Origin of the sequence: Enterobacter sp. 18A13, assembly GCF_007035975.1 — a bacterium.
GTDB lineage: Bacteria > Pseudomonadota > Gammaproteobacteria > Enterobacterales > Enterobacteriaceae > Enterobacter > Enterobacter vonholyi.
The window spans coordinates 2,924,119-2,947,981 of record NZ_AP019634.1 but is presented as its reverse complement, the minus strand read 5'-3'; the positions used below and the strand labels follow the sequence as shown (position 1 = coordinate 2,947,981).

19 protein-coding genes and 2 tRNA genes are annotated in these 23,863 nt (G+C 58.2%); 10 read left to right on the top strand and 11 right to left on the bottom strand.

Annotated elements, in window-relative coordinates:
- Window positions 1–223 precede the first annotated feature (223 nt).
- From FOY93_RS14350 to ldtA, 3 genes are all read left to right on the top strand, one after another.
- Window positions 224–655 (top strand): universal stress protein, encoded by a 432-nt coding sequence (locus FOY93_RS14350; protein WP_111966056.1) that lies wholly within the window; start codon window positions 224–226, stop codon window positions 653–655.
- A gap of 47 nt (window positions 656–702) precedes the next feature.
- Window positions 703–3,396: a cation-transporting P-type ATPase gene (locus FOY93_RS14345; protein WP_133294747.1), complete on the top strand. Its 2,694-nt coding sequence runs from the start codon at window positions 703–705 to the stop codon at window positions 3,394–3,396.
- A gap of 61 nt (window positions 3,397–3,457) precedes the next feature.
- A complete protein-coding gene (gene ldtA / locus FOY93_RS14340; RefSeq protein WP_115875759.1) occupies window positions 3,458–4,354 on the top strand; it encodes a L,D-transpeptidase in 897 nt (298 codons plus the stop codon).
- 117 nt (window positions 4,355–4,471) lie between these two features.
- On the opposite strand, the gene FOY93_RS14335 is transcribed toward ldtA, so the two are convergent.
- Window positions 4,472–4,547: transfer RNA gene (locus FOY93_RS14335), tRNA-Asn, on the bottom strand.
- 320 nt (window positions 4,548–4,867) lie between these two features.
- Between FOY93_RS14335 and nac the strand changes: the two genes are divergently transcribed.
- On the top strand, window positions 4,868–5,785 hold the full coding sequence (nac, locus tag FOY93_RS14330; protein ID WP_143345285.1) for a nitrogen assimilation transcriptional regulator NAC: 918 nt from the start codon (window positions 4,868–4,870) through the stop codon (window positions 5,783–5,785).
- Window positions 5,786–5,881: 96 nt separating this feature from the next.
- Window positions 5,882–6,832, top strand: a complete 951-nt coding sequence (gene cbl / locus FOY93_RS14325) for an HTH-type transcriptional regulator Cbl (protein WP_028013741.1) — start codon at window positions 5,882–5,884, stop codon at window positions 6,830–6,832.
- A 54-nt stretch (window positions 6,833–6,886) separates the two neighbouring features.
- On the opposite strand, the gene FOY93_RS14320 is transcribed toward cbl, so the two are convergent.
- Window positions 6,887–7,807 carry a LysR family transcriptional regulator gene (locus FOY93_RS14320; protein WP_143345284.1) on the bottom strand — a complete coding sequence of 307 codons (921 nt, stop codon included), beginning with the start codon at window positions 7,805–7,807 and terminating at the stop codon, window positions 6,887–6,889.
- Window positions 7,808–7,948: 141 nt separating this feature from the next.
- Between FOY93_RS14320 and FOY93_RS14315 the strand changes: the two genes are divergently transcribed.
- A complete protein-coding gene (locus FOY93_RS14315; RefSeq protein ID WP_111966047.1) occupies window positions 7,949–8,338 on the top strand; it encodes a RidA family protein in 390 nt (129 codons plus the stop codon).
- Between the two features lie 192 nt (window positions 8,339–8,530).
- Here the strand turns inward: FOY93_RS14315 and FOY93_RS14310 are convergent.
- The 6 genes from FOY93_RS14310 to FOY93_RS14285 form a co-directional block, all read right to left on the bottom strand.
- A tRNA-Asn gene (locus FOY93_RS14310) sits at window positions 8,531–8,606 on the bottom strand.
- A gap of 164 nt (window positions 8,607–8,770) precedes the next feature.
- Window positions 8,771–10,960, bottom strand: a complete 2,190-nt coding sequence (locus FOY93_RS14305; protein ID WP_115875755.1) for a TonB-dependent siderophore receptor — start codon at window positions 10,958–10,960, stop codon at window positions 8,771–8,773.
- Window positions 10,961–10,986: 26 nt separating this feature from the next.
- Window positions 10,987–12,312, bottom strand: a complete 1,326-nt coding sequence (locus tag FOY93_RS14300) for a lysine N(6)-hydroxylase/L-ornithine N(5)-oxygenase family protein (protein WP_133294744.1) — start codon at window positions 12,310–12,312, stop codon at window positions 10,987–10,989.
- Window positions 12,309–14,051: an IucA/IucC family protein gene (gene iucC, locus FOY93_RS14295; RefSeq protein ID WP_143345283.1), complete on the bottom strand. Its 1,743-nt coding sequence runs from the start codon at window positions 14,049–14,051 to the stop codon at window positions 12,309–12,311. Before iucC ends, FOY93_RS14300 begins: the two co-directional genes overlap by 4 nt.
- Window positions 14,048–14,995, bottom strand: a complete 948-nt coding sequence (locus FOY93_RS14290) for a GNAT family N-acetyltransferase (RefSeq protein WP_143345282.1) — start codon at window positions 14,993–14,995, stop codon at window positions 14,048–14,050. The genes iucC and FOY93_RS14290 overlap by 4 nt, the downstream gene beginning before the upstream one ends.
- Complete coding sequence (locus FOY93_RS14285; RefSeq protein ID WP_143345281.1) at window positions 14,995–16,737, bottom strand: IucA/IucC family protein; 1,743 nt, start codon at window positions 16,735–16,737, stop codon at window positions 14,995–14,997. The genes FOY93_RS14290 and FOY93_RS14285 overlap by 1 nt, the downstream gene beginning before the upstream one ends.
- Before the next feature lie 138 nt (window positions 16,738–16,875).
- Here FOY93_RS14285 and FOY93_RS14280 point away from each other — a divergent pair, with 138 nt between their 5' ends.
- Complete coding sequence (locus tag FOY93_RS14280) at window positions 16,876–18,087, top strand: MFS transporter (RefSeq protein ID WP_136195819.1); 1,212 nt, start codon at window positions 16,876–16,878, stop codon at window positions 18,085–18,087.
- On the opposite strand, the gene mtfA is transcribed toward FOY93_RS14280, so the two are convergent.
- The gene (mtfA, locus tag FOY93_RS14275; RefSeq protein WP_111966040.1) at window positions 18,084–18,881 is read right to left on the bottom strand and encodes a DgsA anti-repressor MtfA; all 798 of its coding nucleotides are present in this window, start codon (window positions 18,879–18,881) and stop codon (window positions 18,084–18,086) included. The genes FOY93_RS14280 and mtfA overlap by 4 nt on opposite strands.
- Before the next feature lie 215 nt (window positions 18,882–19,096).
- Here mtfA and FOY93_RS14270 point away from each other — a divergent pair, with 215 nt between their 5' ends.
- The 3 genes from FOY93_RS14270 (at window position 19,097) to psrA (ending at window position 21,761) form a co-directional block, all read left to right on the top strand.
- Window positions 19,097–19,243 (top strand): DUF2256 domain-containing protein, encoded by a 147-nt coding sequence (locus tag FOY93_RS14270; RefSeq protein WP_071530926.1) that lies wholly within the window; start codon window positions 19,097–19,099, stop codon window positions 19,241–19,243.
- Window positions 19,240–20,769 (top strand): cryptochrome/photolyase family protein, encoded by a 1,530-nt coding sequence (locus FOY93_RS14265; RefSeq protein WP_133294739.1) that lies wholly within the window; start codon window positions 19,240–19,242, stop codon window positions 20,767–20,769. Before FOY93_RS14270 ends, FOY93_RS14265 begins: the two co-directional genes overlap by 4 nt.
- 92 nt (window positions 20,770–20,861) lie before the next feature.
- A complete protein-coding gene (gene psrA, locus FOY93_RS14260) occupies window positions 20,862–21,761 on the top strand; it encodes an L-proline-binding transcription factor PsrA (RefSeq protein WP_133294738.1) in 900 nt (299 codons plus the stop codon).
- Here the strand turns inward: psrA and FOY93_RS14255 are convergent.
- Both FOY93_RS14255 and FOY93_RS14250 read right to left on the bottom strand, forming a co-directional pair.
- Entirely contained in the window at window positions 21,736–22,524 is a 789-nt protein-coding gene (locus FOY93_RS14255; RefSeq protein WP_133294737.1) for a substrate-binding domain-containing protein, read from the bottom strand. The two genes, psrA and FOY93_RS14255, sit on opposite strands and share 26 nt — an antisense overlap.
- On the bottom strand, window positions 22,521–23,834 hold the full coding sequence (locus tag FOY93_RS14250) for an MFS transporter (protein WP_127731546.1): 1,314 nt from the start codon (window positions 23,832–23,834) through the stop codon (window positions 22,521–22,523). The genes FOY93_RS14255 and FOY93_RS14250 overlap by 4 nt, the downstream gene beginning before the upstream one ends.
- Between the last annotated feature and the right edge of the window lie 29 nt (window positions 23,835–23,863).

Here is a 23,863-nt window from a genome sequence, read left to right as displayed (position 1 = left end):
CCTCCATGAGCCGGAAGCGGTGGCTGACTATGAGCATAGTCTGCGAAAAGATAAATGTTAAATAACCATTATCAGTGGGCAAGCGCTAAACCTGATATTCCTGTGCTACGTTTAATATCATCCATCTCTTTTTACCGTAACTGGCATTAAGGGCAACCCCCTGCATTTAATGCGTTTTTTTGCTTCATTCACTCTCGTGTTGGTTATAAAAAGGATGCTCGATATGTATAAAAACATTCTCGTTCCGGTGGATGTCTACGAGACAAGCCTGGCGGATAAAGCGTTGCAGCATGCACAGTTTCTGGCGCAAAGCGCATCGGGTGACATTCATTTACTGCACGTCATGCCCAAATTTTCAGCCGAACTGACGCGCGGTTTTATTTCAGATGCGCGCAAGATGGATGAATATATGATTAATAATTCGAAAGAAAAACTGTCTGACCTGGTCAAAAAATTGAATCTGCCGGAAGATCGTGTTCATCTCCATGTTCGTAGCGGAAATGTTCGTGATGAGGTTATTAAGCTGGCGGATGAACTTGCTGCTGGCGCGATTATTGTCGGCTCTCGAAATCCCAATATTCAAACCCATTTGTTAGGTTCGGAGGCGGCAAGTATTGTCCGTTACGCCCATGTTCCTGTTTTCGTTATTCGTTAATTACATGAAAGCAAGGTGATTTCTGAATAGAACCTGAGGAAGGAACGATGAAAACAGGAAAACCTGAACGTCCGTATTATCAACAAACCGTTGACGAAACCCTGTCGAATATCCACTCCACTCTGGAAGGACTTAGCGGCACTGAGGCATCAGCCCGACTTCAGCAGCATGGTGAGAATGCGTTGCCGCAAAAAAAGGGCAAACCCGCCTGGCTGCGCTTCCTGGCGCATTTTAACGATGTATTAATTTACGTTCTGCTGGTGGCCGCGTTGCTTAAGCTCTTCATGGGCCACTGGGTAGACATGTTTGTGATCCTTGGGGTTGCCATCATTAACGCGCTGATTGGCCATATCCAGGAGAGCAATGCTGAAAAATCGTTGCAGAGCATTCGCAATATGCTCTCCAGCGAAGCCGTGGTGGTACGACAGGGGAATCATGAAACGATCCCCACCACGGCGCTGGTGCCGGGAGATATCGTGGTGATCCGTGCCGGGGATCGTATCCCTGCGGACCTGCGCGTGATTGAAGCGCATAACCTTCGCGTGGAGGAGGCCATCCTGACCGGCGAATCCACCGTTGTTGAGAAAAACAGCGATGCGTTAAGCGGGGAACTGCCGTTAGGTGACCGGTATAATCTGCTCTACTCAGGCACCACCGTTAGCTCCGGCGGCGGTAAAGGCGTGGTGGTGGCAACCGGGGGCGAGACCGAGCTTGGCCACATCAATCAGATGATGTCCGACATTGAAAAGCACCGCACGCCGCTGATGGTGCAGATGGATAAGCTCGGTAAAACCATCTTTATTACTATCCTGGTGATGATGGTGGCGCTGTTTGTCTTTAGCCTCCTGTTCCGGGATATGCCGGTTTCTGAACTGGTGCTGTCGCTTATCAGCCTCGCCGTTGCCGCCGTGCCGGAAGGCCTGCCGGCCATCATTTCCATCATCCTTTCGCTTGGCGTACAGGCCATGGCGCGACGCAAGGCCATCATTCGCAAGCTGCCTACGGTGGAAACGCTGGGTGCGATGACGGTCATCTGCTCGGATAAAACCGGCACCCTGACGATGAATGAAATGACGGTCAAAGCGGTGATTACCGCTGACACGACCTATCGCGTGGAGGGCGACAGCTACGAACCGGTGGGGAATATTCACCCCGTAGATGACCCGACGCCCGTCAGCGTGACGCAGGGTTCCCTGCTGGAACGCTACCTGCGTACAATCGACCTTTGCAATGACAGCCAGCTGATCAAAGACGAGCAGGGGCTGTGGAAAATCACCGGCGGTCCGACCGAGGGCGCGCTGAAGGTGCTGGCGGCGAAAATTCCGCTTCCACCGCTTGATACCGAAATGCGCAGTAAAATCCCGTTTGATTCGCAGTATAAATACATGTCCACCCTGTACCGGCTGGGCGAAGAAGAGGCGATTTTAATCACCGGCGCGCCGGACGTCCTGTTCCGCCTCTGCCAGTACCAGCAGACGAATGACGGACTGCAGCCTTTCGATCAGCCTTACTGGGAAGGAAAGATTGAAGAGTATGCCCGGGAAGGGTTGCGTATGGTAGCTGCGGCCTGGAAACCTGCCCGCGAGGGGCAGCGCGAGCTGGATCACCCGGACCTCCATGATGGCGTGATCCTGCTGGGTATTGCAGGAATGATGGATCCGCCGCGTCCGGAGGCCATTACCGCGATTGCCGACTGTCTGCAGGCCGGGATCCGCGTGAAAATGATCACCGGCGACCACCCGCAAACGGCCATGAGCATCGGGCAAATGTTGGGGATTGGTAACGCCGCAAGCGCTATCACCGGACGCGAGCTGGAGGCAATGGACGATCGTCAGCTGAGCGACGCCGCGCAACAGTACGATATTTTCGCCCGAACCAGCCCGGAGGATAAATTCCGCCTCGTGCAGGCCCTGCAAAGTAAACAGGAAGTGGTGGGCATGACCGGGGATGGCGTAAATGATGCCCCGGCGCTCAAGCGGGCGGATGTGGGTATCGCCATGGGGATTAAGGGGACGGAAGTCACCAAGGAAGCCGCCGACATGGTGTTAACGGATGACAACTTTGCCACCATTGCCAGTGCGGTGCACGAGGGTCGTCGGGTTTACGATAACCTGAAAAAAACGATTCTGTTCGTTATCCCGAGCAACATTGCGCAGGCCCTGCTGATCATCATCGCGCTGCTGGCGGGAAACCTGATCCCGCTGACCCCGGTCCTGATCCTGTGGATGAACATGGCGACGTCGGCAACGCTGTCGTTTGGCCTGGCGTTTGAAGCGGGTGAGAAGGACATCATGAACCGCCCACCGCGTAAGGCGAATCTGCATGTGATGGATGGCTATGCCATCTGGCGCGTGGTGTTTGTCGGTCTGATGATTGCCATTAGCGCCTTCGTGCTGGAAGCGTGGCTACAGCCGCGCGGCTATTCGGCGGAATTTATCCGCACCGTGCTGCTGCAAACCCTGGTGACTGCGCAGTGGTTCTACATGCTTAACTGCCGCGTTAATGATGGCTTCTCGCTGAGCAAAGGCCTGCTGGCGAATAAAGGGATTTGGATCGTGAGCGGCGTACTGCTGGCGCTACAGCTTCTTATCATTTACGCACCGTTCATGCAGATGCTGTTTGGCACCGAAGCGCTGCCGTTCCGCTACTGGGTCATCACCTTGCTGATTGGTTTTGTGATGTTCCTTATTGTCGAGGCGGAGAAAGTGCTGACGCGCAGGTGGCGCAAAACCGAAGCGTAATAGCGTAAACTGAGAAAGCCTGCCTGAGCCCGGGCTTTCTCTTTTTTGAGCACAGGAAATTATGATGCGACTTACCTGGTTCGTCCTTGCGCTGTGTGCCGCTATACCCGGTGCGTTTGCCGTAACCTATACCCTACCGCCGGAAGGCAGTCGTCTGGTGGGAACCCCGATTATCATCACCGTTCCTGAAGGTAACACGCTGCCTCTGGAAGCCTTTGCCGCGCAGTACGGGCAGGGGCTGAGCAATCTGCTGGAAGCGAACCCGGGCGTAGATCCTTTTTTGCCTAAATCCGGCACCCGGCTGACGATCCCTCAGCAGCTGATTTTGCCCGACACCGTCCGCGAGGGCATTATCGTGAATGCCGCGGAAATGCGTCTCTACTATTATCCGCCAGGCGGCAATACCGTTGAAGTACTGCCCATCGGTATCGGTCAGGCCGGACGCGAAACTCCGCGTAACTGGGTGACGGCCGTTGAGCGTAAGCAGGAGGGGCCAACCTGGTCTCCGACGCCGAACACGCGTCGTGCCTATGCGGCAGAAGGGAAAACGCTTCCGGCATTCGTACCCGCCGGGCCGGATAACCCGATGGGCCTGTATGCGATTTATATTGGCAGGCTGTATGCCATTCACGGCACAAACTCGAATTTCGGCATCGGGCTGCGGGTGAGCCAGGGCTGTATCCGTCTGCGCAATAACGACATCAAATACCTTTTCGATAACGTTCCCGTAGGAACCCGCGTGCAGCTTATCGACAGGCCGGTTAAAGTCACCACCGAGCCGGACGGCAGCCGCTGGGTGGAAGTTCACGAGCCATTATCACGCAACCGCGCGGAATTTGAATCGACCCGGAAAGTGCCGCTGCCCATCTCCGCCGCGCAGCGGACGCAGCTGATAAACGAGGGGGCAGGAGCCGAACTGGAACGGCGGTCCGGGATGCCGGTGAAGCTTGGCATGTAAAGGCATAGTGCGGGGACACACGAGTCCCGTAGGGCGGGTAAGGCGAAGCCGCCACCCGACAATTTTACCCGACGCAGGAAAGCAAAAAGCCTGCTTCAAAAGCAGGCTTTTCAAATTTGGCTCCTCTGACTGGACTCGAACCAGTGACATACGGATTAACAGTCCGCCGTTCTACCGACTGAACTACAGAGGAATCGTGTGAACGGGGCGCATATTATCGACCTGCGTTCGCCTTGTCAAAGGGTGGATCTACGCCTTTTGATCGTTTGCTGACAAAATCGGCAAAGTGATGTTTTTGGCAGCGGAATGCACCGTCATGGTGCGGGTATACCCCTAATGGGGCAGATCATAAACTGCTGTTTCGGTAATAAAACCCCCCTCCATGATTAGGTTTCCTTATTTTCAGGCGCTTAGCGCCCAATTCAGACCGCCTGGTAAAAGTGGCATTCATATTGCAAAACCTGTTCAACAACGACAGCCGGTTCCGGCACAGCATTTCGAACAGGGGGCAAAATGAACTTAAGACGACTGAAATACTTCGTAAAAATCGTCGATATCGGCAGCCTGACTCAAGCGGCAGAAGTGCTGCATATCGCGCAGCCTGCGCTGAGCCAGCAGGTGGCTACTCTGGAAGGCGAGATGGATCAGCAGCTACTGATTCGTACCAAACGCGGCGTTACGCCAACGGAAGCAGGCAAAATCCTCTATACCCACGCGCGCACCATTCTTCGTCAGTGTGAACAGGCGCAGCTGGCGGTGAACAACGTAGGCCAGACACTGAGCGGGCACGTTTCTATCGGCCTGGCGCCGGGAACGGCCGCGTCCTCTATTACCATGCCGCTGCTGCAGGCCGTCCGCGCCGAGCTGCCTGAAGTTCTGGTCTATCTGCACGAAAACAGCGGTTCCGTACTGAATGAAAAACTGCTCAACGGCCAGTTAGATATGGCGGTTCTTTACGATCGCTCCCCGGCCGCCGGGATCACCAGCCAGCCGCTGCTGAAAGAAGATCTCTACCTCGTGGGCACCCGCGACTGTCCGGGCCAGAGCGTAGACCTTACCGCCGTGGCAGAGATGAACCTTTATCTGCCGCGCGACTACAGCGCCGTGCGCGTGCGCGTGGACGAAGCGTTCTCCCTGCGCCGCCTGACGGCCAAAATCATCGGTGAAATTGACTCAATCTCCACGCTCACCGCGGCCATTGCCAGCGGAATGGGTGTGACGGTTCTGCCGGAATCCGCAGCCCGCTCGCTGTGCAGCGCGGCGAACGGCTGGATGGCGCGGATCACTACGCCTTCGATGAGCCTGCCGCTGTCGCTGAACATGTCTGCACGCGGTTCGCTGTCGCCGCAGGCGCAGGCGGTAAAAGAGATTTTGATGTCGCTGGTCAGCAAGCCGTCGCTTGAGAACCGTGAACTCCAGCTCGTGAGCTGATATTCCATAAAAGCATAAGATGCTGGTTTTTATTATTTGTTCTGCAGCGCAACAGACTCTAACAATAGAGCTATGTCAGATGCGCCGGAGTGAATCGTGAATTTCCAGCAACTTAAAATCATCCGTGAGGCGGCCAGGCGGGACTACAACCTGACCGAGGTCGCCAATATGCTTTATACCTCTCAGTCCGGCGTCAGCCGCCATATCCGCGAGCTGGAAGAGGAACTGGGCATAGAGATCTTTATCCGTCGCGGCAAGCGGCTGCTCGGCATGACGGAGCCGGGTAAGGCTTTGCTCACCATCGCAGAGCGGATCCTCAACGAGGCCAGCAACGTGCGTCGTCTGGCGGATCTCTTCACTAACGACGCCTCGGGCGTGCTCACTATTGCCACTACCCACACCCAGGCGCGCTACAGCCTGCCGCCGGTGATTAAAGCGTTCCGCGAACTTTTCCCTGATGTCCGTCTGGAGCTTATTCAGGGCACGCCGCAGGAAATTGAAGTGCTGCTGCAAAACGGTGGGGCGGATATCGGCATAGCCAGCGAACGCCTGAGCAACGACCCGCTGCTGGTGGCGTTCCCCTGGTTCCGCTGGTACCACAGCTTATTACTCCCGGTCGATCATCCGCTCAATCAGGTCTCTCCCCTGACGCTGGAAGACATTGCGAAATGGCCGCTCATTACCTACCGCCAGGGGATCACCGGACGCTCGCGTATTGATGAAGCCTTCAACCGTAAAGGGTTAACGCCGGACATCGTGCTGAGCGCGCAGGATTCTGATGTGATCAAAACCTACGTCGAGCTGGGTCTGGGCATTGGTCTGGTGGCGGAACAGTCCAGCGGAGAACGCGAAGACGGTAACCTGGTGCGTCTTGATACGCGTCATCTGTTTGACGCCAACACCGTATGGCTTGGCCTGAAGCGCGGGCAGCTGCAGCGCAACTATGTGTGGCGCTTTATCGAGCTGTGCAATGCCGGGCTGTCGGTGGATGAGATTAAACGTCAGGTCATGGAGCCGGAAGAAGTGGCGATTGATTATCAGATATAGCTGCTGGCTTGCCCGGCAGCGCTGCGCTGACCGAATCAGGGGGCAGGGATGTCGTCACTTGTTGTAAGTAGTGGGGATATGCTGCTGCATCAACTCAACGATCCAGTCAATAAAAACACGCAGTCTGGCGTTGACATGGCGGTTCGGCGGAAATGCCAGGTACAGGGGCATTGGAGCAATACGCCAGCGTTCAAATAGCGGAATCAAGGCACCGCGAGCCTGATGTGCTGCCGCCATATAGACCGGCAGCGCAATCACGCCCAATCCCGCTAGCCCAGCCTCGAGATAGGCGTTGCCATCATCCACGGCAAGTACATAGTTGCCCGTGATTTCAATATGTTCACTCTCATCGTGCAGTACCAGAGGATCAATCTTACCGGTGCGTGAGGATAAGAATCCCACTATGCGATGGTCGGTATTTTCCAGCTCTCGCGGGTGCGCAGGGGCGCCGAGGCGTTCCACATAGCTCGGTGCGACGTAAATACCGATTTGCAAATCACCGACATGGCGTGCGATCAGGGACTGGTCGTTGATTTCGCCGCCCCGCACGACACAATCCACGTTGTCGCCGATCAGATCCACCACCCGGTCACTCACGCCCATGTCGAACTGGATTTCAGGGTAGCGTGCGTGAAAAGCCGGTAGCGCGGGCACCAGCACCAGGCGTGCGAGAGGAGTCGGCACATCTACCCGCAGGCGTCCCCTGGGCGTCATCGTCGCACTGGACAGGCTGTTTTCAGCATCTTCCATGTCCGCCAGCAGGCGGATGACGCGCTCGTAGTAGACCGCGCCATCAGGAGTAACGCCGAGCCTGCGGGTGGTGCGATGGAGCAATTTGACGCGCAGGCGCGCTTCGAGCTGCTGAATGAGCTGCGTCACTGTAGTTTTGCTCATATGAAGCGTTTGGGCAGCCTTTGTGAAGCTACCTGCCTCCACCACGCGAGCAAAGGCGCGCATCGCGTCGAAACGATCCATCCCTTGTCCTCTCTTTTCACCGATTGTTTGGATATTACAAACAATGATGGACAAAGTCGCTTGTTTATCTGCCCGAACCTGCACCTGTAAAGTGTCTTTATGTTCAACGGGCTGATTTCGCCCTATTTCAAAGGTACAAACATGACAACACGCGAAGCTGTTTTTCCCCTCGGACGCCAGGCGCTCTATGAGCGCAATCGGTATTCACCGGCCATCAAATCCAACGGTTTCCTGTTTGTTTCGGGGCAGGTGGGTAGCCGCGAGGATGGTTCGCCTGAGCCCGATCTGAAAGCGCAGGTCAGGCTGGCCTTCGATAATCTTATTGCTGTCCTCGCGGCTGCGGGCTGCACGTTCGATGACGTGGTTGACGTGACCCTCTTTGTCGTCGATCCCGAGTCAAACCTCGACGCAATCTGGAGTATCCTGCCAGAATATTGGGGGGAAGCGCCTTACCCTACGCTGACCGGGGTCGGCGTGACGTGGCTGTACGGGTTCCAGTTTGAAATTAAGGTGATTGCCAGGCTGCCCTGAGTATTACTGGTCTTTCCGCCAGTCGAAAATAAGACAGAGGAAAAATGATGAGAGCAGCGGTTTATTGCCCGGAGGCGCTGCGCTTACCGTGCCCCAGGGTCCCCTGGGCCGGGTAAGGCGAAGCCGCCACCCGACAAATTTTCCGGACGCAGAAAAGCAAAAAGCCTGCTTCAAAAGCAGGCTTTTCAAATTTGGCTCCTCTGACTGGACTCGAACCAGTGACATACGGATTAACAGTCCGCCGTTCTACCGACTGAACTACAGAGGAATCGTGTGAACGAGGCGCATAGTAGCGACCTCAGTTCGCCTTGTCAAAGGGTGAAAACGCGCTTTTTGTTCGTTTGCCGACAATTTCAGCAAATCGCTGATTTTATAGTAAATTTGCGTTGAAATTACACAGCGAAATGCGCCGCCCGCAGGCGGCGCGCAGGATTAGAACAGTACGGAGTAGTTCAGACCAAACGTCCGTCCACGGCCTTTATAGGTATACAGACCCGGTGCACCGTAGGTTGGGCTATACAGCCCCGGCGCGCGCTGGCCCCAGGCGGTGGTGTAGTCTTTGTCCAGCAGGTTTTCCACGCTGAAGCTGACCTTACCCACCGGCAGGGCGTAGCTGCCCAGGAAGTCGACCGTGTTATAGCCATCAATCTTCTTGCCGTCGGAGTCTGACACGTCAAAGGTCTGCGTGCTCTGCACGCGCAGGGTCCAGTCGCCCGGCGCCCAGTTGACCCACGCGCTGGCTTTCGACGGGCTGGCGCTGTCAACAGTCAGCTTCTCCCATTTCCCGTTTTCGCGGGTTTCTGACTTGATGGCGTTAAAGTTCGCGCCCGTGCTCCAGTCGCTGTCTGTGAAGAAATAGTCCACCTGACCTTCCACCCCGTAGATACGACGCTTGTCGTCTTCCAGGTTGATGGTCATATCCGTCTTGTTGATGGTGATGGTTTTATCCGAGAGCGAGTAATATGCCGCGACCTGGGTGCGCAGGTTATCCCCGGTGTAGCGCCAGCCCAGCTCATAAGCGTTGACCTTGATACCGTCCAGCGTCGAGTCGTTGACATTGACGCTGTTCAGCAGGCGATAGTGACCGTTGCTGAGCTGATAGGTGCCGGAGCCGTAGTACTTCGCCAGGTCCGGAATTTCGAAGCCCTGGGAGAAGTTAAACCACAGCTGCTGCTGTTCGGTCAGGCGACCGAGGATCCCGGCGTTAAACAGGAAGTTGTTGTAATCGGTTTTACCGCCCGGCACCGCGTCGGCGGAGGCTGCTTTCCCGGTGGCGATGGCCTGCTGCTGGGTGTAACCGACAAAATCGTCTACCTTGTTCTCGGTGTACTGGTAGCGCACGCCGCCGCTCAGGGTGATGGCGTCAATATCGTAGCTGGCCTGCAGGAACGGGGCGAGGTTGGTGATGCTGTAGCCCGGGTAGCGGCCCACGTTGTAGGCGTTATCCAGCTCCATGCCGCCGCTCGCCGCGGCCTTGCTCAGGTTAAAGAACTGCTGGTTGGCGTCGAAGGTTTCGTGGTCGGCATCCACACCCCAGGTCAGCGTTAAATCGTCCACCGGCTTGCTGTTCAGCGTCAGCTTGCCGCCGTAAAAATCGGTTTTCTGCTGCGACGCGCCGATGCTGCTCACCACGCCTTTGGTCAGGGTCGGGAACGGATAGTAGGTCAGGCTCTCGTCGCGATAATAAATCTGCGCAACAAGATCCTGGCCCCAGAAGTCGGTATTGGAATACTGCAGGTTGATCAGATGGCGCTCGGTACCCGGTACGCGGTCAGAATCCAGATTACCTTTGTTGTACGCGGTCGCATCCCCCGTGACCGCCGAGAAGTTCTTCCCGAGATACAGACCATGCTTACCGTCGGACTCGCTCTTGTAGTACTGGGTCGTCAGCTGCAGCTGCTGGTGATCGTCGATGTTAATGGTGCCTGTGCCCATCACGTCAATACGGTCAGAATACTGTAATCCGGTCTGGGTGTTATCGATGATCACCTCGTTGCCGTTGCCGTCATACCAGCCGCCGTAGCGCTGATACGACACCGACAGACGACCGGAAGCGTTATCGTTGCCGCCGCTGACCGCTGCCGACACGTTCTCATCGTGGTCGTTATGGCTATTAAAGCCGCTCTTTGTCCCGGTCTGGAACTCGACCTCGGTCTCCGGCTGGCCCTTTTTGGTGACGATGTTCACCAGGCCACCGGTGCTGCCGCCGCCGTAGAGTGACGTGGCGCCGGAGATGACTTCGATACGGTCAATGTTGAACGGATCGATAGAGTCCAGCTGGCGGCTGTCGCTGCGGGACGAGTTCAGGCGCACGCCGTCCACCATCACCATCATGGAGCGGCCGCGCAGGTTCATGCCGTAGTTGGTACGCCCCTGGCTGCTGACGTCCATGCCCGGGATCAGCTGTGCCAGCACCTCTTTAATCTCTTTCCCGCCCTGAACCTGCTGTTCAATTTCAGCCCGTTCAATGACCCAGGTAGTCTGCGCCATCTCCGCCACGCTGCGGTGCGCGCGGCTGGCGGAGACAACGATATTTTCTTCCTTTTGTTCTTCCGCCCACGCAGAGGTAGAAAGCATTGCAAGCAAGCAAGGATTTAAAACCCAAAGATGAGAACGTTTCATTGTTATGTTGACCCTGATTGTGTGTGTCAGTACTCGGTGGTTTTTGCTAAGGATTTAAAAACCTGACTGTTCTCCGGGCTGGTGGTGCTTCGCCAGTGGATAACGCCAGGTGTGGTAGCCAGTTCAAACGGCTCGTCGCCGTGCGCGCGATTCAAAATTCGCGCCGCACGCCAGGCCATCAGGCTGAGCTGGGGTTCGGCAATGCCGAGACGGTGCATCCCGGCATTCACGGCAAACAGGCGGTTGCTCTGCGGGCCGTCCCATTCGAGGGTGAAATCGTTGTTGATGCAGAAGGCTTCGTCCGTATCCAGATGCAGGCGGTGAGACAGCGGCGCGAGGAACGCAGGCTGCACGGCGCGATAGCCGGTGGCGAAGATCGTCACGTCGCTCTCCAGCTGCTCGCGTCCGCCGTCGAGGTGATGCTGTATGCTCAGGCGCTGGCCGTTTTCCAGGCGCGTCAGGGCCGTCACCGAGCGGGACGGCATCAGGTGAGCCCAGGGTTTTTCACGCAGCACTTCAAAGCGGTGGTACATGGCGCGGTAAATCGCCAGCAGGGACTCGGTGGTGATGCCGTCGGAGGTCATTTTCTGCTCGTGCAGCATCTGACGACGCGCCTCTTCACCGAGCGTAGAGAAGCTGTCCACGTACTCCGGCGTGAAATACTCGTTAGCAAAGGCGGCTTCATCCAGCGCGTTGTAGTTGTTGCGGCGCGAGACCCAGTTCAGGCTCAGCGGCTGGCCCCATTCGCCACGGAAAATATTCAGGAACAGGTCGGCGCCGCTCTGGCCGCCGCCGACGACGGTAACGCGCTTGCCCGTAAGGTCCGGCGTGCGCAGCATCATCTCGCTGGCGTGGAAGCAGGTATCGTCCTGAGTCGTGACGCAGTCCGGCAGGTTGATCTGTTTGCCAATCCCCACGCAGACGTGGCGCGCCAGGAAGCGGTCGCGCTGGGTCACCACCTCAAACAGGCCGCTTTTCTCATCAAAGTTCACCTGCTGCACCCGCTGGCTGAAGGCAAGGTTGGTGAGGTTGTCTGCCGCCCAGCACAGGTAGTCCGCAAACTCTTCCCGCGAAACGGTGCGCTGTTCGGTGGTCAGGAAGCGGTAGAACTTTTTGCGCTGCACCAGATAGTTCAGGAAGCTGTGGCGGTTGGTCGGCTCAACGGCGCTGACCAGATCCTTCAGGAAGCTGGTCTGCATGTGGCAGTCCGGCACCATCATTCCCGGGTGCCAGGAGAAGTGCGGTTTACGCTCGAGGAACAGCGAGCTAAAGCCGTCCAGCCCTTCCGCCAGCGCGGCGACGCTGAGGTTAAAAGGGCCGATACCAATGCCGATGAAATCATAGGTTTTCATTGCGCTGACTCCCTGGAGGCCAGAAAAAGAGGGTTGTCTAGGTCGGTGACGTAGTTCGGCAGCATGCGGCTGCCGCCGTCGTGTTCGGAGAAGGTCAGTTTGACCGGGTTGAGGATCACGCGAATAATCTGCGGCTTGAAGAGATCGAATTTGGCGAAGCGTTCCGCAAGCTCGGGGTGCGCGGCCATATAGCGGTGCAGAACCCCGGCGAGGATCTGATAGAAACGCGTTTCGCTGACGCCGCTTTGCAGCGTGAGGCGCGAGATAAAACGCAGCACCGTCACAAAGTTGCCGGTTTGCAGATCGTGAATGATGTAATCCGCGCTCAGGCGCGCCGTGACGGCCTTCACCTGTTCCGGCAGGCTCTGGGCCTGCGGGAAATCCTCGTCCACCAGGCGCATATCGCCCTGGAAATCCTTCAGCAGGATGCGTTGGGGAATGTAGTCCTTCATCACCAGCGTCACGTTCTGCCCGTGGGCGATCAGCGCCACGCCGTAGCGGCAGAGCAGGTGATAGAACGGGATCACCGTTGCCTCAAACAGCTTTTCCAGCCACGCTTCGGCGCTTAACCCCGAGCGTTTAATCCACGCGTCGATCAGCGGGCGCCCGTCGTTGTCGGTTTCCATTAGCGCCGCCAGCAGCACCGCCTGTTCGCCGTCCTGAAGATAACAGGATGGGTTCTCGCGCCAGATCACCCCCAGCATCTCCTGATAGCGATAGGGCGCTTTCGGCAGCGCCGCATAGCCGGGGTGCGACAGGTATCCGGCTGCGGGTTCGCCCAGTACCTGCGCGCCAGAGCGGGCAAGCGTAGCGTCGCTGGCGAACTGCTGCTGCAGCCAGCGCGAGGCCAGCGGCCCGGCGGCAATGTATTTGCCCGGAATACCGCGATAGCAGGAGGTGTTGTAAATAGTCAGCGGAAGCTTGATGTCATACGGCGCGCGACGGCTGGCGTTGGTGAGCGTGCGCAGGGACTGCTGCGCCAGATACTCGTCGCCAAATTCGCCCAGCTCAACCATCTCACCGCGCGCCAGCTGCGCCAGGAAATGAATGGCGATCTTCTGCTGCCACTGCCACGGGTGCAGCGGTACGGGCAGCCAGCCGTCGTTGAGACCCAGCGCCTGCCAGCGGGCGTCAAAGCGGGCGCGCTCGGCGTTGTCCATGGCGCTGGCCAGCAGGGCGCTGATATCGCAATCGACGTCGCTGCTCCAGACCAGATGCTCCCGCTGAACGGCAACCCAGTGCAGACGAAAACGTCCGCGGTACTCCGGCGCGTACTGGCGCAGCGCGTCCAGACCCCAGCCGCGGCGGCCTTTGTTGAAAATAAACTTCGGATGGCCGCGCATCAGACACTGTAATTCGTCCGGGTCGAGGTGGATCAGCGCGTCCGCGTCCAGCGCTTCACGCGCCTGCAGCAGCTGCATATCGCCGCGCAGCGTGGCGTAGAGATCTTCCATGTGCTCCGCCGTTTGCGCGTCGCTCATCTCCAGCACCTTCGCCAGCTGCAGCAGCGCGCTCTCCGCCTCCACGGCGGCACCGCTGGCGGCGATCAGGCTGTTCGGGTCGATATGCAGCCAGCCCCAGATCCCGCGCGCGGCGCTAAACTGCCAGGACTCGTTGCCCATGGTGATGCGCCATGCGTCAGACGAAACTGGCTCGGCGCGCAGGGTGCGTTCATACTCCAGCTCGGCGAGGATCTTCGCCACCATCTCGCGGTTCACTTTCTCCCAGAGCGCGTTCACAGGCCCACCTCGCTGAAGAAGCGGTGACGCTGGCTCATGATGAGGCGCGAGCGCTTGTGCGGGAAGTCGAACTCTTTCACCGTGTCGAAACCGGCAGAGGCCAGATGGCGGAACAGGCGCTGGTTGTCGAAGCGCGGCTCGGCGACGATGCGCGCGGTGCGCGGTTCATCGAGATACAGATAGTGGCTCAGGCCGCGCAGCCAGCTGCGGATGTACTGCGCGCCGCGCCAGTTCTCTTCGCCCACCAGCATGTGTAGCCCGCGGTCAAACGGCTGCCAGCGATAGTGGCGGCCAATGCGGTCTTCCGCCGCCCAGTAGAGTTCAAAATAGCCAAACGGCTGGTCGTCGAAGCAGCCGATAACCGGGTAGCAGTAGGTCGAGTCAAGCTGACGGCGCAGGTAGTTTTCCTGCTCGGCCTGCGGGCCCGCCATCTCCCAGAAGGCGTTCACGCGCGGGTTGTTCATCCAGCGGGTAAAACGCTCGCCGTCCAGCGCCACGTCGGCCACGCGGAAGCTGAGGGTGCGCTTAATCTGCGGATCGTAACGGCGATACACTTCACCCTGCGGGCGGCGAGGGCGCAGCGGGAAGTACAGCTGACGGCTCTCGTCAAACTGCATTCCGCCGCTCGCCTGCGGCCGTTCGCCTTTCAGCCACAGCGGCAGCTGCCAGAAGGCGTCGCGCGCCAGATAATCTCCGTGGGCCAGGCCAAACAGCGCCCGAGCCTGGGGTTCATCCTGCCAGTCCGCCCACGGCAACGTAATGCCGGTCAGCGCGGGGGCGGCAACAAACAGCTGATCCAGGGCTTGCACCAGCCAGCCGTCCGGGAGCTTCTTCAGACGCTCCAGCACCGCGCTGCCGTCGAGACCCAACGTCAGCGGCAGCGCGCGATCCGTTGCGGTGCAGCGAAAGCCGTAGCCGGAATGGACAATATTCGCGATGGCCATCACGCCTTCTCCTTGTAAAACGGGTTGCTAAAGTCGAAATAGATCACCGACGGATCGGCGATGGTGTTTTCATTGCGATCGTGCAGGTAGCAGAAGAAGTTGCCTTTGCAGTTCCAGGTCGGGCTGTCGAGAACGTAGTCGAGGCAGCGGGTCTGCTTCGCCGTGCGGCGCAGTTCCGCCAGCGCGTCGCGCACCCGGGACATCAGGCTCTCCTCGCTGTCGAAACCGGCGGCAGCGAGGGCGGCGGTGACGGCAAGGGTAGAGTTCAGCAGCAGGTAGTAAGGGAAGTAGCGCAGCAGCTGGCTCTCGCCGAAGCGGTTTTCCACCTCAGTTTCGCCAGCATCTTTCAGCCACGCGTCGGCACTTTCGGTCCACGCGCTGCCCTGGCAGTCGCGGTAGATAAGTCCGATCGGGAAATCCTGCTGCATCTCAACGAGGATATTTTGCTGGTGCGCCAGCAGGACCAGGCCGTAGTCCGCCTCGGCGCTGAACAGCGGGATTAATACGCGGTCGCAATAGGCGTCCAGCCAGCAGCGGGCGGCCTGGGCGAGCGGTAAATCAAGACGCTGGCTCAGACGGCGCACCGCTGCGGCCAGCAGGCTGTCGCCGCCGTCCGGCGCGGCCTGCGTCAGGCTCACCAGCACGTTGGTCTGGGTGTCTGGCGTATCGAACAGCAGATTAACGCGCAGGGCCATCAGGCTCTCTTCCTGAATAGCGCCGTTGTCATCGCGCAGTCCTGCCCAGCCGTCTTCCTGCATCACGCGCATGGTCGGGTAGCGCGCCTGTAATTCCTGCCAGCGTTCCGTTTTTGCCAGACGCGCCAGGCGCATGCCGCGCTTCACCTCTTTCACCGACAGCGTGCGCACGGAGTTGGTCAGGCGCACGCTGAGAGAGAACTTAATCATGTCGCTGTTGGTTTCGCTGTAAAGCGAGCGTGACGAGCTGGTGGGCAGCCACTGTGCGCCCGCTTCACCCAGATCCTGCAGTGAACCGTCTTCCGCCAGACGCTGGCACCAGTCCTGCTCCAGCAGATAGTCGGCCTGCCACGGGTGCATCGGCAGCAGCCAACGGGTGTCGGTGAAGTGGCCGAGCAGCTCGGGCGCGCTCTGGGCCGCAAAGCGCAGCAGACGTTCACGCAGGGAGACGTTCAGGCTGTCGCCGGCAACGAGTGTGCTCTCAACGGCAAACCAGCGCAGCGGGAAGCGGGAGGCGAAATCAGGCAGGTAGCGACGCGCCTCGGTTTCGTTGAACGGCTCGTGCGACTTCGGTGCCGGGTGAAACGCATGGCCGACCAGCAGCGCCTGTTCCGCGTCGGCAAACGTCAGCGGCTTATCGCGCAGGGTTGCCCAGCCGTGGCGTAAATCAATCGCCTGCCAGGTGTGGACATGGCTTTCGAGAACGCGCTGCTTAAAACGCGCCAGCGTATCGGCATCCAGCGAGCCTTTTACGGACGGTTTTTCAATAATTAAATCAACCAGTTGAGAGAATGTGACGGCGTCACCGTTATCACTCTTGCTATGAATCAGCGTTGCCGGGAAACGGTATTGATGGTGCTGGGTGGGAGAGAAATAGCGTACCGGTACCCGAAGCGCCTGGGTTTGGGAAAGCGGGATATGGATCTCAGATAGCGCATCCGCATCGGTAGCGGGGAGATAGCGCCAGTCCTTCGTTTCGCGCAACAGGGCGTTTAAAAAACACTGGGCTGCAACGTCTGTACCGGCGGCGCGGAGCAGAGCACGCATAGATGTACCTCATTCCATGATTGATAATAATTCTCGTTATGATATTCATTCTGTTTACAGTCGCAACCATTTTTGCAATATTTGTTTTCATAAACTTCATAATTTCCACACATTTATTGACACTATGTTCACATTCTCATGCGCGCTGACTCTGAAATATTGACCGAAAACGTCACCTCAAAAGCCAACTGGCCCCTGGCGTTATGTGCGGGTTTATTAGGTGTCGGGCAAAACGGCCTGCTGGTGATGCTCCCGCAGCTGGTGAACCTGACCGGGCTGTCGCTCTCGGTCTGGGCCGGACTGTTGATGTTTGGATCCATGCTTTTTTTACCCGCATCGCCCTGGTGGGGGCGTCAAAGCGAGCGAAAGGGGTGTAAGTACGTGATGCTCGCCTCGCTGGGCGGCTATCTGGCCAGTTTTGTAGTGATGGCGCTGATGGTCTGGGCGATGGCGGCCGGAAGGCTGGATACGGTCTGGGGGCTGGCGGGGCTTATATTCTCGCGCCTGCTCTACGGACTGACGGTCTCGGGGCTGGTGCCTGCAGCCCAGACGTGGGCAATTCAGCGTGCGGGACTGGAGAAAAGAATGGCCGCGCTGGCGACGATAAGCTCCGGCCTCAGCTGCGGGCGTTTACTCGGCCCGCCGCTGGCGGCGCTGATGCTCAGCGTTAATCCGGTGGCGCCGCTCTGGCTGATGGCGGTTGCGCCGCTTATCGCTCTGCTGCTGGTGCTTCGCGAAGTCGCTGATCCGCCGCTGCCGCCGGTAGCTCACCAGGCAACCCGTCTGCAGGCCTCCATGCTGCCGTTCCTGCTGCTGGCGCTGCTGCTGGCGGCGCTGGTGAGCCTGATGCAGCTTGGCCTGTCGCCGCATCTTAGCCCGTTGCTGGACGGCAACGCCCGGGAGATCAGCCATCATGTCGCGTTTCTGCTGAGCCTTGCCGCGCTGGCCACGCTCGCGGCACAGTTTCTGGTGGTCCGCCCGCAGCATTTCACCCCGATGACGTTGCTCTGCATCGCGGCGGTGTTGATGGTGGCAGGACTAGGGCTGATGACTGTCGCCGGTTTAGCGCTGTTCTACGTGGGGATTGTTATCACGTCACTCGGGGCGGCGATGGCCACGCCGGGCTACCAGCTGCTGCTTAACGACAGGCTGACCACCGGGAAAGGGGCGGGCGTTATCGCCACCAGCCACACGTTAGGCTACGGCGTCAGCGCGCTGCTGGTGCCCGTGGTGACGCGTTTTTACGGCGAGCAGTCTTTAACGGTAGCCGCATGGGGAATGGCATTGCTGTTTTTAGCGTTGAGCATAGGGGTACGGTCAACCGAGCGTCCCCCTGCTGAAAAACCTTAATGGATCTGGCGGGAGGAATGGCCGCCAGACTCCTCATTTTGCCGCAGACGCTGCAGGGGATCCTGCTGATAAAACTGGCAGAAACGCTGCCACAGCGCCGGGAAACGGGGCGCGAAGAGCTCGGGCGCGCTGAAGAAATACTCCGAGAGCACCGCAAAGCACTCGGCCGGGTCGGTTGCCGCATAGGCGTCAATGCTGGCCGCGCTTTCGCCGACCAGGTCTATTTCATCCTGGATGTTATCCATCGCCGCGTGCAGATCGTGCTCCCAGCCCGCCACTTCGCGAAGCGGGATAAATGGAACGCCGCTGGCGCGATCGCCGTTGCGGGTATCCAGCTTGTGGGCTACCTCATGGATAATCAGGTTAAAACCGGAGGCGTCGAACGAGTCCTGAATGTCGAGCCAGTTCAGAATAATCGGCCCCTGCTGCCAGCTTTGTCCGGACTGCACCACGCGCTGGTTGTGCACCAGCCCGATATCGTCCTGCCATTCGTCATCCACCACGAAAGGTGCGGGATAGATAAGCACTTCGTGGAAACCGTCCAGCCACTCAATGCCGAGCTCAAGCACCGGAAGACAGAAAAGCAGGGCGATGCGGGCGTTTTTAAGCGGATCGAGCTCGAAACCCTGCAGTGGAACCAGGCGTTTTTGCTGTAAAAAACGATCCGCAAGCTGAACCAGTTTCGCTTGTTCATCCGGCTTAAGATTAGCCAGAACAGGGATTGTCAGCGCGTCATTCCATGGCAGCGCCATATCCCGGCCAGCTTCATTCGTTTTCCAGGGCCACTTTATCATCGCTTTGCTCGCAAACTCGTTACTTGAACAAAAATGGGAAAGTCAGGTTCGGTTAAGATGCCAGAAAATCGCGCACTGCGACAATTCCAGCCTGAATAAACTATCATTCGTACGTAGCGGTGGGTAGCGGTTTGCGGGCATCACCTTCATTTTGTGAAGTCTGTCGTAGCCTTCATCCACAGGTTCAGTGAAGAAATCAGTACGGTATTGAAAAGATGAGCGATTTTAAAGGTAACAAGCAGGACCTGCCCAGTCGGCTGTGTGTGCACTGCCAGCGACCCATGACGTGGCGCAAGAAATGGGCTAAATGCTGGAATGAGGTTAAATACTGTTCCGAGCGCTGTCGCAGGAGCCACCGTTGACCGAGCTGCGTCTGATCCTGGGCGATCAGCTTAATCCGCATCACAGCTGGTTTGATACCTGCAGTCCGAACGTCATTTACGTGATGCTGGAACTCCGGGCCGAAACCGCCTATGTGCTTCATCACGCCCAGAAAGTTATCGCTATCTTCGCCGCCATGCGCGCGTTTGCCTCTGCATTAAAGGAGAAGGGGCATCGGATGAGGTATGTCCGGCTCTCTGACGGCTCAAACCGCGGCGCGCTTGAAGACAATCTCAACGCGCTTGTCGCGCATTACAGCGCGGGTAGGGTGATATGGCAGGAGCCTGACGAATGGCGTCTGGATACGCAGCTGCAGGCGTGGGCGAAGACGGCCTCCGTTGAAACGGCCTGCGTCAGCAGCGAGCATTTTTTCACCACGCGGGAACAGGTCAGCGCGTTCTTTGCTTCACGCAAAAGCTGGCGAATGGAGTACTTTTACCGGGAAATGCGTCGTCAGCACGGCATTCTTTTGACATCAGAAGGCGAGCCGGAGGGAGGTAAATGGAATTTCGATGCCGAAAATCGCAAGCGCTGGTCCGGCGAGCCGCCCGCGCCGGGCGACTCGCGTCCCGGCCACGATTATTCAGCCTTATGGGCGGAGATCCAACGCTGTGGGGTAAAGACCTTCGGCGAACCGCAGGCCGACAATTTTCGCTGGCCGCTTAACCGTTCGGAAGCCAAAGCCAGGCTTGAGGAATTTATCACTCACGTGCTCCCCCATTTTGGCGCCTGGCAGGACGCGATGCACGCGGAGGAACCTTTTCTTTTCCACTCGTTAATTTCATTCGCGCTGAACGCTAAAATGCTTAATCCGCGGGAAGTGGTCGCAGCCGCCCAGCAGGCATGGCGTTCGGGCCATGCGCCGCTGCCCGCCGTTGAAGGGTTTATCCGACAAATTCTCGGCTGGCGGGAGTACGTGCGTGGGATCTACTGGTCGCAGATGCCGGGCTATCGGGAGCTGAATGCCTTAGACCAGCACGCTCCGCTGCCGGACTGGTTCTGGACCGGCAGGACGCAGATGCGCTGCCTGTCACATGCTATTGGGCAGTCGCTCACGGAGGCTTACGCCCACCATATCCAGCGCCTGATGGTCATCGGCAACTTTAGCCTGCTCAGCGGCCTGTCGCCGCAGGCGGTTCATGAATGGTATCTGGGGGTCTATATTGATGCCTTCGAATGGGTGGAGCTGCCCAACACCCTCGGCATGAGCCAGTTTGGCGATGGCGGGTTACTGGCGAGTAAACCCTACGTCTCGAGCGCGTCATATATTCATAAGATGAGTAATTACTGTCAGGGGTGCCGGTATCAACATAACCAGCGCACTGGGGAGCTGGCGTGCCCCTTTAATGCCCTTTACTGGGATTTCTTTGCGCGCAATCAGGCGCGTCTGGGTAACAATCCCCGCCTGGGCATTGTCTTTAAACAGCTTGCGGACATGAAGGAAGAGGAGCGGCAGGCCATTGCCGATCGTGCAGGGTATGTTCGCCTGCATCTCAACGACCTCTGACCTATTTCATCGCCGTACAGGTTGCGGTGGTTCAGTAAGACGCTATTATTTTTGACTTTGTTGCGTATTCCCCGACAGGACATCCAGACGCTATGCCCGTGAATTTTGACCTTAACGATCTTTATGCTTTCAGAGCGTTAGTGGAATACGGTAACTTCCGTGTCGCCGCTGAATCTATCTGTTTATCCCAGTCGGCGCTGAGCCGCAGGATTGAAAAGCTGGAAGCCGCGCTGGGAAACCGGCTGTTCGATCGTACCACCCGCCGCGTGGCCTTAACGTTATACGGGCAAAACTTTGCCGAGCGCTCCGCGCAGCTGCTCGACAACGTTGAGTCAATGCTGGCGGATGTCGATAAAGCCAGCGAAGAGCGGACGGGGCTGATCACGGTTGCCACGGTACCTTCCGCCGCCTGTTACTTTATGCCTGATATGATCCGTCGCTTTCAGTCTCGCTATCCGCGCGTGCGCATTAAGCTCATCGACAGCAGCGCGGGGAATGTGATTGACGCCGTGGCCCGAAGCCAGGCGGATTTTGGTATCTGCTTCGCAGGAAACCTGCCGTCTGAAATCGAATTTTTCCCGCTTGTGGAGGATGTCTACGTCGCGGCGTGCAGAAAGGATCATCCGCTGGCGCAGAAGAGTCACCTGACGTGGCAGGCATTTTATCAGCAGGATTATATCTCTCTCGATAAAACGTCAGGTAACCGTAACCTGCTCGATCGGATGCTGGGGGATATCGTTCCCGAGCGGCCCAGCGTCTGCGAAACGCGCCACGTTACCACGATGCTCGGTATGGTTGAGGCGGGGATCGGCATCGCTGCCGTTCCCGCCATGTCAATGCCGACCTCAGAGCACACGCTGCTGACGCATCTGCCGCTGGTGGCGCCGGAGGTCAAACGCACCGTAGGGCTTATCCGGCGCCGGGGGCGCATCCAGTCTTATATCGCGGCTGAACTGGAAAAGCAGATCACCGAGCAGTATCGCCGGACGTAACGGGGATCATCCCCGTCTTCTCGATGACGGCGCGTGAGGGCGGTGAGGCAAGATAGGTCAGCAGTGCTTTCCCCTCCCCGGGATGTTCTGCATGGCGGGTAACTGCACCCGCGAAGCGCGTGATGTATTGCAGATTATCCGGGATTTTGCCGATAAAGGTGACGCCCTGAACGGGCAGCAGCTCGCTAACCTGCTGGAAGCCCACGGCGTATTTTCCTTTCGCCACTTCAGAGGCGACCGGGATACGCTCGACCATTGTCGCTTTACCCGCCACTTCTTTTTCAATCCCCAGCTTTTTGAACAACGTCTGGCTGACGTACCTGCCGCTGGCGCTGTCAGAGTAGGCGATGGAGCTGGCCTGCAGCAGCGTTTTACGCAGATCCGCCTCGCTGCTGATATCAGGGACATCCGCACCTTTTTTCACCACCATGCCAACGGGAGAGTCCGCGAGTTCAGTTCGCGAACCCGGCTGGGTCTGGCTGGCTTTTTCGAGCTTCTCCAGCGCATCGCCCACCATAATCACCACGTCGGCCTTCTCGCCGCGCGCCAGGCGGTTTGGGATGGCCTGCGGCGTAGCGCCCATTGAGGGGCCGGGGATGATCACGATTTTATCCCCGGTCTGGCGTTCATATTCCGGAGCCAGTTTTTCAAGGGCGGCTTTGAAGCCACCTGAGATCATGACCTTTACGTCCTGGGCAAAGGCATTGACGCTCAGGAACATCAGCACCAGCGCGCTGGCGGTATAGCGATAAGTGCGTTTCATACTGCCCCCTGTGACTTGACGGTGTTTTGCAGCGATACCGCACGGCGGCGGTAGAGGTAGAGCGTGGCCAGCAGGGCACACACCGCGGCGAAGCTCATCCAGTAGCCAGGCGAAGCTTTGTCACCGGTGTATTCAATCAGCGCGGTGGACATCACCGGGGTAAAGCCGCCAAAGACCGCCGTTGCCAGGCTGTAAGCCAGCGAGAAGCCCGCCACGCGCACTTCGGCAGGCATAATCTCCGTCAGGGCCGGGATCATCGCGCCGTTATAAAGGCCGTAGAGGAAGGAGAGCCACAGCAGCACGCTCAGCATCATGGAGAAGCTGGGGGCGCTCGCCAGCAGCGTCAGGGCCGGGTAGCTGGTCGCCAGCGCCAGCAGGGTCATGGCAATCAGCACCGGCTTGCGGCCGAAACGATCCGACAGGGCACCGCCCACCGGCAGCCAGATGAAGTTAGAAACCGCCACCAGCAGCGTGACCAGCAGGCTGTCCGACGCGCTCAGCATCAGCACCTTTTTACCAAAGGTGGGTGCGTAGACGGTAATCAGATAGAACGCGGTGGTGGTCATCGCCACCATCAGCATGCCCGCGACCACGACCTGCCAGTTGCCAAGCAGCGTTTTAAAGACCTGACGCATCTCCAGATGCTGGCGGCGCGCGCTGAACTCTTCCGTCTCTTCCAGCTTGCGGCGCAGGAAGAAGATAAACGGCACGATTAAACAGCCGAACAGGAACGGGATGCGCCAGCCCCATTCGCGAATGGCGCTCTCCGCCATCAGGGCATTCAGCGCAAAGCCCATCGCCGCGGCGACCATAATGGCGACCTGCTGGCTACCGGACTGCCAGCTGGTGTAAAAACCCTTGCGGCCCGGCGTGGCGATTTCAGCCAGATAGACCGACACGCCTCCAAGCTCCGCGCCGGCGGAAAAGCCCTGCAGCAGACGGCCCGTCAGCACCAGCAGCGGCGCCCACAGACCGATGCTTTGATAAGAGGGGATAAGCACGATCAGGAACGTCCCCGCCGCCATGATGGACAGCGTGACGATCAGCCCCTTTCTGCGCCCCACCTTGTCGATATAGGCGCCAAGCACGATGGCCCCGATGGGACGCATCAAAAAGCCCGCGCCGAAGACCGCGAAGGTCATCATCAGCGACGCAAATTCACTGCTTGCCGGGAAGAACGTGTGGGCGATATAGGTGGCATAGAAGCCGAACAGAAAGAAATCGAATTGCTCAAGAAAGTTGCCGGACGTGACGCGAAGTATGGCGCCCGCCTTCGAACGTACGGTTGCAGGTGAGGTTGAGGAAAACATGGTTATCTCCAGTTTTATTGTTGACGTTT